14 protein-coding genes are annotated in these 11,911 nt (G+C 41.5%); 13 read left to right on the forward strand and 1 reads right to left on the reverse strand.

Translation table 11 applies throughout. The features are described from left to right. The first annotated feature begins 224 nt into the window (after positions 1-224). The 12 genes from MHH89_RS04770 to MHH89_RS04825 all read left to right on the forward strand — a co-directional run bounded on the left by MHH89_RS04770 (position 225) and on the right by MHH89_RS04825 (position 10,488). A complete protein-coding gene (locus tag MHH89_RS04770; RefSeq protein WP_340034440.1) occupies positions 225-392 on the forward strand; it encodes a GNAT family N-acetyltransferase in 168 nt (55 codons plus the stop codon). Between the two features lie 601 nt (positions 393-993). Then, positions 994-1,170, forward strand: a complete 177-nt coding sequence (locus MHH89_RS04775; RefSeq protein WP_340034442.1) for a hypothetical protein — start codon at positions 994-996, stop codon at positions 1,168-1,170. Positions 1,171-2,431: 1,261 nt separating this feature from the next. Then, entirely contained in the window at positions 2,432-2,791 is a 360-nt protein-coding gene (locus MHH89_RS04780) for a helix-turn-helix transcriptional regulator (protein WP_036686667.1), read from the forward strand. Positions 2,792-2,884: 93 nt separating this feature from the next. Beyond that, a complete protein-coding gene (locus MHH89_RS04785; RefSeq protein ID WP_036686669.1) occupies positions 2,885-3,268 on the forward strand; it encodes a DivIVA domain-containing protein in 384 nt (127 codons plus the stop codon). Positions 3,269-3,481: 213 nt separating this feature from the next. After that, positions 3,482-4,354: a PRD domain-containing protein gene (locus MHH89_RS04790; RefSeq protein WP_076126156.1), complete on the forward strand. Its 873-nt coding sequence runs from the start codon at positions 3,482-3,484 to the stop codon at positions 4,352-4,354. Positions 4,355-4,376: 22 nt separating this feature from the next. Then, on the forward strand, positions 4,377-4,883 hold the full coding sequence (locus MHH89_RS04795) for a PTS sugar transporter subunit IIA (protein WP_076126158.1): 507 nt from the start codon (positions 4,377-4,379) through the stop codon (positions 4,881-4,883). Positions 4,884-4,930: 47 nt separating this feature from the next. Continuing rightward, entirely contained in the window at positions 4,931-6,385 is a 1,455-nt protein-coding gene (nagE, locus tag MHH89_RS04800) for an N-acetylglucosamine-specific PTS transporter subunit IIBC (protein WP_036686675.1), read from the forward strand. Positions 6,386-6,529: 144 nt separating this feature from the next. Further along, a complete protein-coding gene (locus tag MHH89_RS04805) occupies positions 6,530-6,847 on the forward strand; it encodes a hypothetical protein (RefSeq protein ID WP_036686678.1) in 318 nt (105 codons plus the stop codon). 119 nt (positions 6,848-6,966) lie between these two features. Continuing rightward, positions 6,967-7,485, forward strand: coding sequence for a sigma-70 family RNA polymerase sigma factor (locus tag MHH89_RS04810; protein WP_076218030.1), 519 nt, complete (start codon positions 6,967-6,969; stop codon positions 7,483-7,485). A gap of 44 nt (positions 7,486-7,529) precedes the next feature. Beyond that, positions 7,530-8,615 (forward strand): DUF4179 domain-containing protein, encoded by a 1,086-nt coding sequence (locus tag MHH89_RS04815; RefSeq protein ID WP_076218029.1) that lies wholly within the window; start codon positions 7,530-7,532, stop codon positions 8,613-8,615. Beyond that, positions 8,615-9,607 (forward strand): ABC transporter ATP-binding protein, encoded by a 993-nt coding sequence (locus MHH89_RS04820; protein ID WP_076126163.1) that lies wholly within the window; start codon positions 8,615-8,617, stop codon positions 9,605-9,607. Before MHH89_RS04815 ends, MHH89_RS04820 begins: the two co-directional genes overlap by 1 nt. Beyond that, a complete protein-coding gene (locus MHH89_RS04825; protein ID WP_341086456.1) occupies positions 9,604-10,488 on the forward strand; it encodes an ABC transporter permease subunit in 885 nt (294 codons plus the stop codon). Before MHH89_RS04820 ends, MHH89_RS04825 begins: the two co-directional genes overlap by 4 nt. 77 nt (positions 10,489-10,565) lie before the next feature. On the opposite strand, the gene MHH89_RS04830 is transcribed toward MHH89_RS04825, so the two are convergent. Further along, a complete protein-coding gene (locus MHH89_RS04830; protein WP_036686688.1) occupies positions 10,566-10,892 on the reverse strand; it encodes a winged helix-turn-helix transcriptional regulator in 327 nt (108 codons plus the stop codon). A 194-nt stretch (positions 10,893-11,086) separates the two neighbouring features. On the opposite strand from MHH89_RS04830, the gene MHH89_RS04835 reads away from it, so the two are divergent. Further along, positions 11,087-11,869 carry a GTP cyclohydrolase II gene (locus MHH89_RS04835; RefSeq protein ID WP_076183786.1) on the forward strand — a complete coding sequence of 261 codons (783 nt, stop codon included), beginning with the start codon at positions 11,087-11,089 and terminating at the stop codon, positions 11,867-11,869. The last annotated feature ends 42 nt before the right edge of the window (positions 11,870-11,911 follow it).

Here is an 11,911-nt window from a genome sequence, read left to right on the forward strand (position 1 = left end):
TGGGATTCGCATTTTATGAATATATAATACTATGCTTTTTAACCGTAAAGTTGATTTTAAAAATACTATACCAATATAATCCTGTAGATGTGTTATCATAATCTCTAAATTATTGACTCGGAGGTATAAGATGAGAGAGATAGATTACTGTCATTATTTTTGGCAGGATGAGAAAATAAGACTAAGATCTGTTCACATTTGCAGAATTCTCATCACAGCGGCTAATGTTTACGATCGAAAATCTGAATGGTGAATATGTGGGTGGATTAAATCTTAATAGCATAGACGAGAAAAATGGTACGTTCAGTATAGGCGTGCAAGTGGATAGAGATCATCGAGGTAAGGGGTATGGGACAAGAGCTATCAACATCCTGTTGAAGTATGCTTTTTAGGAGCTTAGACTCAACAAGTTTAACGAATGTACGCTCGAAGGTAACGAACCCTCAGCAGCTATGCTTAGAAAAGTGGGTTGTGTTCAAGAAGGCGTGCGCCGTAAAGTTATTTATACAAATGGACAGTATTTAGACTTACTGTTGTTTGGATTGACGAAGGATGAATTTATGGAGAAAAACGCTATGAAATAGTGCTTAGGAGAGGTTACTTGGAAAGCAGAGTGGCGCAGGGATTATAGCTGAGAAGGACGTTTAGAAAATGAACTTGGCAAAGTGGAACTTATTAGTTACCTAAAAAGCGATTCTTCAATACATGGAGGATCGCTTTTTTGCGTTTTGCTGTTCGAATTGATGTTCTATTGAAGCTTGCGGACCCAGAAGACGCTATTTGCAAATATTAAGCTTTTTCAGAGTAGTTTCGGACTCCAGTGCAGCTATTCCCCAAGAATAGCTGTATATATGTTACTTTTTATGCCAATAGCGTCCATGGGGTCCGATAGCACACCAAAAGTGGGAAAAAGCAGCGAATAGAGTCAACTGGGTCCGATAGCAACTCGAACGAGCAAACTTGAACAAACTAAACAAAGAATGGGAGGGGAGCGTGCTGAAGCCTGTGGATTCAGATAGAGTTTGTATCGTGCTGAAGCATGCGGGTTCAGATGGAGTTTGTATCGTGCTGAAGTATATTGATCCAGATGGAGTTTGGTTTGCGCAGAAGTATGTGGGCTCAGATAGAGTTTATTTCGTGCAGAAACCTGTGGATCCAGATAGAGTTTAGTTCACGCAGAAACTTTCGGACCCAGAAGACGCTATTTGCAAATATTAAGCTTTTTCAGAGTAGTTTCGGACTCCAGTGCAGCTATTCCCCAAGGATAGCTGTATAAATGTTACTTTTTATGCCAATAGCGCCCATGGGGTCCGATAGCACAGCAAAAGTGGGGAAAAGCAGCGAATAGAGTCAATGGGGTCCGATAGCAACTCGAACGAGCAAACTTGAACAAACTAAACAAAGAATGGGAGGGGAGCGTGCTGAAGCCTGTGGATTCAGATAGAGTTTGGTTTGCGCAGAAGTATGTGGGCTCAGATGGAGTTTATTTCGCGCAGAAACTTTCGGACCGAGAAGACGCTATTTGCAAATATTAAGCTTTTTCAGAGTAGTTTCGGACACCAGTGCAGCTATTCCTCAAGAATCGCTCTATATATGTTACTTTTTATGCCAATAGCCTCCATGGAGTCCGATAGCACACCAAAAGTGGGGAAAAGCAGCGAATAGAGTCAACTGGGTCCGATAGCAACTCGAACGAGCAAACTTGAACAAACTAAACAAAGAATGGGAGGGGATCATGCAGAAGTATGTGGCCTCAGATAGAGTTTATTTCGCGCAGAAACTTGCCGATCTAAATAGAGTTTGGTTCGCGCTGAAGCTTTCGGACTCAAAAGACGCTATTTGCAAATATTTAGCTATTTGAGAGTAGTATCGGACACCAGTGCAGCTATTCCACAAGAATAGCTGTATATATGTTACTTTTTATGCTAATAGCGCCCATGGGGTCCGATAGCACACCAAAAGTGGGGAAAAGCAGCGAATAGGGTCAACTGGGTCCGATAGTAGCTCGAACAAGCAACTGATCAAACTAAACTGATCAATCCAAACGGATCAAACCAAACAAACCAAACGAATCAAATTAAACAAAGAATGGGAGGGGGTGCCGAAGCATGCGGGTTCAGATAGAATTTGTATCGTGCCGAAGCATGTGGACCTAATTCTTCGAGGATCATTCTACGAAATCAACGATGTACAATCATTTATTCCATAATTTCATCATATGAAAAATTCACAATAGAAAACCACAAAAAAACTAAGCTCTACCTACTCACATCCACATAAATCATCCAATATCCCACCAAATCTCTATAAACAACGTAATAAGTGAACCCTCTATCAAATTTCAGGTTGTGAAAGTTGGAAAATAGTGCTTATACTAGAGTAATAGAAGGAAAGATTAGCCAACAACATTTACAACATGAGGAGGGTTTATATGGCGTTTATGATTGCTCAACGAGCGTTTATCAAAGTGTATCTTATAACAATGGTAGAACAACACCGCGGTTACGGATATCAAATGCTGGAGGATTTACGTCGGGATTTCAAAGCCCATGGTTATTCCCCTCCACAGAGTGAAATCTATCGCGCCCTGCATGAGCTGGTGCAGCAAGGGATTTTATATCGAACCAAGCAGCTGAAAGGCAATGACCCTAAAGTGGATTTTCAAGAAATCGTACTTTACCATTTCACCTCAGATGGAGAAGAGAAAGCAAAGTTATATAAAAAGCAGGTAAAGACGGATCTTGACCGCTGCTTAGGCATTTTGAATAAAGCTGTTGTGGACAACTATTAGAACTGCAACTATAGTAATATTTTCAGGATGCTCTCACCCTGTTATAATGGTTACTGCCGGATGATTGCAGTATATACTTGGAGGTAGCAAAAGATGGATGAACATATGAAACGCCGGTTAGACAAACAGCGGAAGCTGTTCAGTCAACTTGGCATCACATTAGACGCTCTAACCATACATGAAAAAGAATTCAGCATGAAGCTGCGTGGCTACGATGCGGAGGAAGTAGATACATTTCTGGACAGCGTAATCAAAGATTACGAACGTTTCTATGCGACGATAGCTGATCTGATGGATAAATGGCAAGAGCAGCAGCTGGAAATGCGGGAATTAAAGGCAGAAACAAAAACAGAGGTTATCCAGGTTCCTGTTTCCCGAGGCATTGATCCAAAAGAATTGGAAGAGGTTATTCTGAGGCTTGAAACTAACGTCCGCCAGCTTAAAGATAAGCTTCCTCGCGTGGAAGAGTTTTTATAAGGCGCTGTTTGGGATAATGGGAGCTCCGCTTGACATTTCTAAATTTACCATTGACGAGTTAGCAGTTCATGAATTATGATATGTTCATAAATGATCATTTATATTTTAGTGGCGTGTTACCGTTAAGGGCATGAGCCAAGAATTGTCTTTATTTCCATTAGACAATTCTTGGCTTTTTTTGTTCCAATTTGACGATAATTAGGGAGAGGAGTGATGAGCTTGTCGCGAGAGATCGAGCAATTTCAAGTACAGCGTGTAATTGGGAATAACGTTGTAATGGTTCAGGGAAGCAAAAACGGGAAGGAATATGTCATCATTGGCAAAGGTATTGGATTTGCAGTGAAGGGTTCTGGTGTGATCGAAGGAAATGATGCTCGGATTGAGAAATTGTTTCGTCTAGAAGATCGCGAAGCCTGGAGCCAATATCAAGTTTTGCTGGAAGATATAGATCCTAAGGTAATGAAAATAACTGATGAGATAATTGCAGATATCCAAAGTCAATTTCCTGACAAGTTAAACGACAAGATTTATCTGGCACTCCCGAGCCACATACAGTTCACCATCTACCGTCTGCGCAACGGGATGGATATTATTAATCCGTTTTTGCAAGAAACCAAAATGTCATTTCCGAAGGAATTTGAGATCGCTTACAAGGCATCGGAGAAAATCAATGCTGAATTTCAAGTGCAAATCCCCGAAGATGAGATTGGATTTCTTACTTATCATGTGTATTCAGCAGTCAATAATGTATCGGTTGGTCAGTTAGTCAAGGCCTCTAATATTGTCAATGAGCTTCTAGACATGATTCAGCAAGAACGAAAGATAACTTTTGAGCACGGCAGTATGAATCATATCCGATTAATGATCCACTTGCGTTTTTCGCTGGAACGTATTTTAAAAGGATCACTAATAGATAATCCCTTTGTGAAACATATTAAGAAAGAATACAAAGAGGAATACAAGCTGGCTAAAAAGCTCGGTAAAGTAATGCAAAGATCGCTTGAGGTCGAAATTCCGGAAGAAGAACTATGTTTTCTAGCCATGCATTTGCATCGGTTATTTCAGACCTTAGTGAAATCAAATTAACATCTTAAGAGGAGTGGAGCATATGTTTTCCAAATGGAAATCAAAAAAAGAAGAGAAACATACTGAACATACCATCGAAATCATGGCACCAATCAGCGGGGAGTCAGTTCCACTAGCACAGGTTCCGGATGAAACCTTTGCTGGCGGTCATATGGGTAACGGAATTGCAATAAAACCCTCTGAAGGAATTTTGAAAGCGCCTTTTGACGGTAGGGTTGCTCATATCGTGAAATCGAGTCATGCAGTCATTCTGGAACATTCCTCCGGTATGCAATTGCTATTACATATCGGAATCGATACTGTCAGCCTCAAGGGCAACGGTTTTGTCAGTCATATAACCTCTGGAGATCAAGTAAAAGCAGGTCAAACCCTAATCGAATTTGATCTGGACGTAATTCGCGCGGCAGGTTGTGACACAATTTCGCCTGTAATCGTGACCAGTACAGAGGAGAATCCACCTCAAGTAAGCGGACATTATGGTCAGGTTACAGCAGGACAGGATCTGATTCTTACCGTGGCTTCAAAGTAAATGGTTTATAGAGCACTACTACTATTGAACCGAAAGGATGATTTTAAATGTTGGCTTTTCTACAAAAACTAGGTAAGTCGTTAATGCTTCCTGTTGCAACCATGCCGGCGGCAGCTATTCTTCAAGGGTTTGGTTTGCTTAACTACGAAAAAGATATTCCGCTAGGAGCGACCATTGGTGGATTTCTGAATCAATACTTTGCTCCATTTCTAAACGCCGGAGCGAATGCGATCTTCGGTAACCTAGCCTTAATCTTCGCGGTAGGGGTTGCCATTGGATTTGCCGGTGACGCCGTAGCAGCTTTGTCAGCAGTAATTTCTTACATGGTACTGACTAAGATTCTGCTTATCGTACCGCTTCAATTCTCTTTCATCAATGATGATGTTGTATTGAACATGGGTGTGCTTGGTGGTATTTTTGCTGGTGCTTGGGCAGCGTTCTTATACAAGAGATACCACAATATAAAAATGCCTGATTGGCTCGGATTTTTTGCAGGTAAACGTTTTGTCCCAATCATTACGGCAGCTTCTATGATGGTTCTTGCTGTATTTGTGGGTATGATCTGGAGTCCGATACAAGATGTTATCAGTGACTTCGGGAACTGGGTTGTGTCACTGGGGGCTGTTGGAGCATTCATCTTCGGTACAGCTAACCGCTTGCTGATTCCGTTCGGTCTTCACCACGTGCTTAATACGATTGCTTGGTTCCAAATTGGTGATTTTACGAATGCAGCTGGTGAACTGGTGCATGGTGACTTGTACCGCTTCTTCGCTGGAGATAAAACTGCTGGGATGTTTATGACTGGATTCTTCCCAATTATGATGTTTGCGCTTCCAGGGGCAGCACTTGCATTTATTCATACAGCTAAACCGGAAAAACGTAAAATGGTTGCTTCCATCTTCATCGGTTCTGCCATTGCCTCTTTCTTAACAGGGATCACTGAACCACTTGAGTTCTCCTTTATGTTCGTAGCACCACTCTTGTACGGAGTTCATGCTTTATTAACAGGATTCTCCATGGCCTTGATGTACATTTTAGATGTTAAGCTTGGTTTTGGTTTCTCCGCAGGTTTGATCGATTATCTTGTAAACCTGAAACTGTCTACTAATGCATGGATACTTATTCCTGTGGGTCTTGGATTCTTCGTCTTGTATTATGTACTATTCCGCTTTATTATCTCATTGTTCAAGCTAAAAACACCTGGACGTGAAGATGATGATGAAGAAAGTCTATTAGCACCACCTGGAGGTAATGGAACGCCTTCATCGTCTTCTAAAGCTGCTCAAATTCTTGAGAACATCGGCGGTCCATCGAACATCCGCAATATCGATGCATGTATCACACGCCTTCGTCTGATTGTTAATGACGAAAAAGCCGTTAAAGATTCCGCATTGAAACAGCTCGGAGCTTCCGGTGTTATGAGACTGGGTCAAGGGGCTGTGCAGATCGTATTTGGTCCAAAATCAGAGCAAATTAAAGATGATATTCAAAAGCTTTTATAACTAAATTGATCATGTTGAAATCCTTAAACAGGGCTGGTTCTCATACCAGTCCTGTTTTTTTTGCTGTGTCCAGAGATAAAGGGTTGCTTTATAGATAATGCCTAGTATAATACTTGGTATAAGTAAGCAAAGGAGTCGGTACACATGTCAGTCGATGATTATTTGGATCTTTTAAATTACGCCAAGGCGATTAAAGATGGGCAGTGGCAGGCTGACATCATTGAGCGTTTAAAGAATCTTAGTGCAGCAGCGGAAAGTCCTCAGATACAAGAAGAAAGTGTAATAGAACTTTGGTCAAGGTTTGATGCCATTAACATAATGATTATGAAGCTGTTTGAGAAGTTACGGGAGAATGAACATTCAGAGCAACAGTTTCAGTGGAAAGAGCAGCTCTGGGAGCTTAGGCTGGAACGGAGTATTTTATCTAAAAAGATTCTTAATCGTTACATTCGAATTAGGTAAACACTAGAAGACAGTTTCCTTATTAATTTAGGGGCTGTCTTTTTTTACGTAATCTTGATACAAAAATACATTGATAGTCGTCTTACTTATAGCTGCAGCTGATAAGGAGGATTTACAAGATGGGAATTCCGGAATCTGAAATTTTTAAAGCAATATTCTATGAACATTATCCTATTGTCAGACGTAAGCTGACCGCTTTGGTTCGTGATGAGTCGGCAGCAGATGATTTGGCACAAGAAGTTTTTCTGAGATTGTATCGTAACCCCCCAGATGATCCAGCAGCGCTGGGTGCCTGGCTTCATAGAGTCCTTACTCGTATTGGATATGATTATCTGGACAAAAAAGCAAGGGAACGGCGGCTGCAAAATAAACAAGAACAGTTATACGAAGTGGGGGAATCACCTCCTTCAGGAGAGGAAGTCTTAATCAGTAAGCTGGATCAGGAGGATGTTCATGAATGGTTGAACGAGCTGCCTGACAGGGATAGACAAGCGCTTCTGCTTAGATACTCTGGTTACAGTTATGCGGAAATAGCAGGCGAGCTTGGTCTAAGACCTCCCGTAGTAGGGACATTACTGCACCGTGCGACCCAGAGGTTAAGACAAAATGCAGCAAAATCACTGTCTCAGACGGAATAATAAAACGAGATAAGCGAAGCTAAATTATTTAGGAGGGATTACTAATGACTAAACAACCGCTAAATCAAGATCATAATAAACAACATACAGATGAAGCCTGGGCCAAATTGCAAAACAAGTTAGCGTCTGAGCCTGCAAGTCCCAAATGGTCTGTGTGGAGTCAGCAGTTGTCTGTGGATGTTATGAAAGATGATGACAAAACAGATCCACATATAGACCAGCCTCAATCTACGGATGACAATCCAACAGCTAATCGCCCATCCAAGCGTCCTCGCATGAATCGTCGGCGCAAATGGGGAGTAGCAGTGGCAGGTGCCGCGATCTTTGCGGTTATACTTGGAACTCCAGTAGGAAATACGGCTATGGCATCGCTGCTGAATCAATTTCGGATGGAAGAAGTTACAGTTGTGAATGAAAATGATATCCGGGATATTTTTTATCAGGTAAATGAAAGTCAATCCATGAATGAAGCTATGAACAAATTTGGTGTGTTTACAAGTTCCTTTGGTTCAAATAAAGGGATTATTCCGCTAAATCAGGTGGAAGAGACTCTAGGTTTTACACTTCCAAGCGGAACTTTGCTCGAGAATGTGAAGAGCGCATATATAACCAATTCACAAGAAATAACCTTGAAGCTTAATATTGAAGCAGTTAATAAAGCAATGAAAAGATTGGGTGCAAAACAGCTTCTTCCAGAAGCCATAGATGGGAAAGAAATTAAATTAGATCTTTCGGAGATCGTGAATTATGATCTTTCGATTGATAATGATAAATGGGCTAATCTTACCCAGACGAAGACTCCTTTAATTACGGTAGATCCAACTATAAAGGTTGATGAAGCTTTGGAAGCTATAATCGATTTTCCATTGCTGCCAGATTATCTGAAATCCAGCTTAAAGCAGAGCCGCATTTTATCGGGTGAAATTCCTCTGCCACTGGTAAAAGGCCTGAATACCGATCAAATAAAGATTAAAGATACAACGGTTTTACTGAATCAGAATGAATATAGTCAAGGGATTGTGTACTCGGCCGTTTGGGTACAGAACGGACAACTGTTTGATTTCAACGGAGGAAGCGTGTATACAGATAAAGCTGTATTCTTAGAGAAGTTAGGGGAGTTGATTGAATAATGACGGCTGCTGCAATAGAAGCGAAGTCTTTGACCAAAGAATATGATAACGGACGTGGTTGCCGTGATGTAACGATTACTGTTGGGAAAGGGGAAGCCTTTGGCTTCCTCGGCCCTAATGGTGCGGGGAAAAGTACCTTTGTCAAAATGTTGGTAGGTCTCATTCGTCCATCGAATGGTAGTGCTACTCTATTTGGTCATAAGATCGGTTCACTAGAAGCCAAGTCCCAAATCGGATATTTACCGGAATTATATCGCTATCAAGAATGGCTTACGGGGGAAGAAGTAGTAAGACTGCATGCCAAGCTGTGCCGTGTAGATCGATCTGTAGCCGACAAAAGAATTCCAGAGCTTCTAGCGGAAGTTGGAATTGGAAACCGTGGACGGGATCGTGTGAAACATTATTCCAAAGGGATGCAGCAGAGATTAGGGCTTGCTTGCGCTCTTGTAAACAATCCGGCCATCGTTTTTCTGGATGAGCCCTCATCGGCGCTAGACCCGATTGGACGTCAGGAAGTTCGGAATATTTTGCAGAGGCTAAAAGAGAAGGGAGTTACAATATTTCTTAACTCTCATCTACTGGAGGATGTTGAACTCATCTGCGACCGTATGGCACTGCTGAATAACGGAGTTATACTGCGGCATGGGAAAGTATCTGAGATCTTAAATAAGCGAACAAGCTGGCATTTTAAAGTGGGCGGTTTTACGCCTATTTTGTTGTCTTGGTTACAGGATAGTACTGAACTTCAGATCAAAGTTTCAGCGGATATCGGAGCTCAATCTGAAAAAGGAGCTTCATTCCCAGCTACATTGGAGAGTAGCACAGTTTGGCTGGAAGCGGAATTGGAGAATGAGGAGCAAGTAGGCTGGCTGAACACGTTAATTATTGAACAGGGCATGACCTTATATGAAGTCTCACGGAAGCGAGAACGTCTGGAAGACTGGTTTATGAGTGCTGTATCCGGCCTAAGTCACAGAGGTGAACACGAATGAGAATAATCATAGGAATGACCTGGAAGGAATCGCTGCGTAAACGAGTAATGGTATTAACATTGCTTATGACCATTGTCTTTCTTATAGGATTTTGGTTTGTGGCAAATACGATCGGACAAAGCGGAATACCGAACAGAACAGATATTAGCAGTGGCGAGCATCTCTTAGCTAATTTTACAAATGGTGCTTTTATATTATCACTTGGATTCTTTTTTGGCGCTTTTGTACTCGCCTTTTTGGCGATCTTCAGTTCCTTCTCAGCTATTGCAGGTGAAGCGGAACAAGGGGTTATGCAGGCTTTACTGCCAAGACCGCTGCCGCGGTGGAAATGGTACACAGGTCGCTGGCTTGGATATGTGACGCTTGGGATCGGTTATGCCTTGATTTTATTTATTTCTATTTTATGGATTACTGAGATCCGTGCCACCGTTCCTAGAGACGTCGTAGTCCTATTGAAATCATTTTTGTTATTCTCCTCTGTAGTGCCTTTGCTAATTACGATTTCTATGCTGGGTTCTGGATTCTTCTCAGCAGTGGGGAATGGTGTCTTTATGACAATGTTATATGGAGCTGGCTGGTTAGGTGGGATGATTGATAAGATCGGAGGATCGCTGAGATTAGAACCCGATGTCCTTGACACATTAAATAATCTGTCAGGAATGATGGCACTGCTTATGCCAGTGGATGGTTTACAGCGGAAAATGACCGCCGTCCTGTTCAGCGCTAATGAAATGAGTGGAATGATGGGGTTGTTCGGCAGCATGAATGGATTGCTGGATTTTAATACGGTTCCGTCAAATATGTTTATTTTTTATGCGATAGGATATACCCTGTTAGCTTTTGTTATAGGTCTACTTCGCTTCGAGCGAAAAGACTTATAAAGGGGATGTTAATCCAAAAAGAGCCCTCTTATCTCATGATCGGGACAATTAGGGCTCTTTGTGTTGTGTAGCGGGAATCATTTCTTAATACCAAGCTCAATCCATTCGGTAGACCAGTTTCCAATTTCACCAAGTATAGGAGCAAGCGCTGTGCCTTTTGGAGTCAGAGAGTACTCAATACGTACTGGCATTTCAGGATATACAGTTCGCTCTATAATGCCTTCGGTTTCCATTTCCTTCAATCGGTCAGATAACACCTTGCCACTGAGATTGGACAGACAGCTCTCAATTTCACCAAAACGGCGTGGCCCTGGCATAAGCACGAAAACGATCAGCGCGACCCAACGTTTACTTAGCAAGTCTACCGCTTTTTCAAAGCGAGGACACATGTTGAAATCATTCATAATATCACCTCGACATTCATTATATCATAAACTTACATAAAGTAATTATAAATATTTAAAGATATATTATAACTTGACGAAGTTATATTACAATGATAAACTTACTTACAAATAGTTACTTATAATTTAACTAATATTTTATCCTTATGCTTAGCTCTATCTAAGCATTGATGAACAATGAGGAAGGTGTAATTATGATTAAACCAGAAATCACTTCTATTTTACAGAATAAAATCACGCGAATTCCTTTAGCAAATTCCACAAATATATTGGTTGGACCCATTACGTTACCGGTGAATTTAGACGGCGAGACCGTTGTTTTTAAATGGTACAACTGGCTGAATACAACGGATGCAGAGCTTCTTCAAGAGGATAGCAGTAAAGCAACGGCAGCTTTAATTTCACGTTTGCCATCCATGAACTTAGCAGAAGGACAACAATCCAGTGTGTTGGTATATGGCGATTTCGAAGAATCTGAGGATGCATTGATCCGGATGCATAGCATCTGCCATACTGGCGATATTTTTGGCAGTAAACGTTGCGATTGCGGCTTCCAGCTGCATCAATCCATGAAAATGATTGTTGAGCATGGCTCTGGGGCATTATTTTATCTCGCGAATCATGAAGGAAGAGGCATTGGCCTGTTCAGTAAATCTTTAGCGTATCTTTTACAGGAAGAAGGATACGATACAGTTGAGGCTAATTTAGAGTTGGGATTTGCTGATGATTCAAGAAACTACGAAGAGGCAATCAGTGTTCTGCAAACTTTACGTCACAAACCAGTGACGCTGATTACGAATAATCCGAAGAAATTGGATGCGCTCAAGGCTGCAGGGATGAATGCCGTGAAAAGAGTAGCGTTATGGGGAGATGTATCTTCTTTTAACGAGAAATATTTGCGGACTAAAGTCGCTCGCTCAGGGCATTTAGAAGCTGTGAAGGACACCCATTCGCTAAATGAAAGACTGGCTAAGTAAAGATTGAAGTAGTGCTTTTGCGCTTCTTCTATTATAATGGGG

The sequence above is a fragment of the Paenibacillus sp. FSL H7-0323 genome (genome assembly GCF_038002725.1).
Classification (GTDB): Bacteria; Bacillota; Bacilli; order Paenibacillales; family Paenibacillaceae; genus Paenibacillus_AQ; species Paenibacillus_AQ odorifer.

Excerpts from the sequence above, each read along its gene's own strand:
- MHH89_RS04830 (WP_036686688.1), bottom strand. The coding sequence starts at position 10,892 with ATGAATGATTTCAACATGTGTCCTCGCTTTGAAAAAGCGGTAGACTTG.
- MHH89_RS04770 (WP_340034440.1), top strand. The coding sequence starts at position 225 with ATGTTTACGATCGAAAATCTGAATGGTGAATATGTGGGTGGATTAAAT.
- MHH89_RS04785 (WP_036686669.1), top strand. The coding sequence starts at position 2,885 with ATGGATGAACATATGAAACGCCGGTTAGACAAACAGCGGAAGCTGTTC.
- MHH89_RS04780 (WP_036686667.1), top strand. The coding sequence starts at position 2,432 with ATGGCGTTTATGATTGCTCAACGAGCGTTTATCAAAGTGTATCTTATA.
- MHH89_RS04820 (WP_076126163.1), top strand. The coding sequence starts at position 8,615 with ATGACGGCTGCTGCAATAGAAGCGAAGTCTTTGACCAAAGAATATGAT.
- MHH89_RS04795 (WP_076126158.1), top strand. The coding sequence starts at position 4,377 with ATGTTTTCCAAATGGAAATCAAAAAAAGAAGAGAAACATACTGAACAT.
- MHH89_RS04815 (WP_076218029.1), top strand. The coding sequence starts at position 7,530 with ATGACTAAACAACCGCTAAATCAAGATCATAATAAACAACATACAGAT.
- MHH89_RS04810 (WP_076218030.1), top strand. The coding sequence starts at position 6,967 with ATGGGAATTCCGGAATCTGAAATTTTTAAAGCAATATTCTATGAACAT.
- MHH89_RS04835 (WP_076183786.1), top strand. The coding sequence starts at position 11,087 with ATGATTAAACCAGAAATCACTTCTATTTTACAGAATAAAATCACGCGA.
- MHH89_RS04805 (WP_036686678.1), top strand. The coding sequence starts at position 6,530 with ATGTCAGTCGATGATTATTTGGATCTTTTAAATTACGCCAAGGCGATT.
- nagE (WP_036686675.1), top strand. The coding sequence starts at position 4,931 with ATGTTGGCTTTTCTACAAAAACTAGGTAAGTCGTTAATGCTTCCTGTT.
- MHH89_RS04790 (WP_076126156.1), top strand. The coding sequence starts at position 3,482 with ATGAGCTTGTCGCGAGAGATCGAGCAATTTCAAGTACAGCGTGTAATT.
- MHH89_RS04825 (WP_341086456.1), top strand. The coding sequence starts at position 9,604 with ATGAGAATAATCATAGGAATGACCTGGAAGGAATCGCTGCGTAAACGA.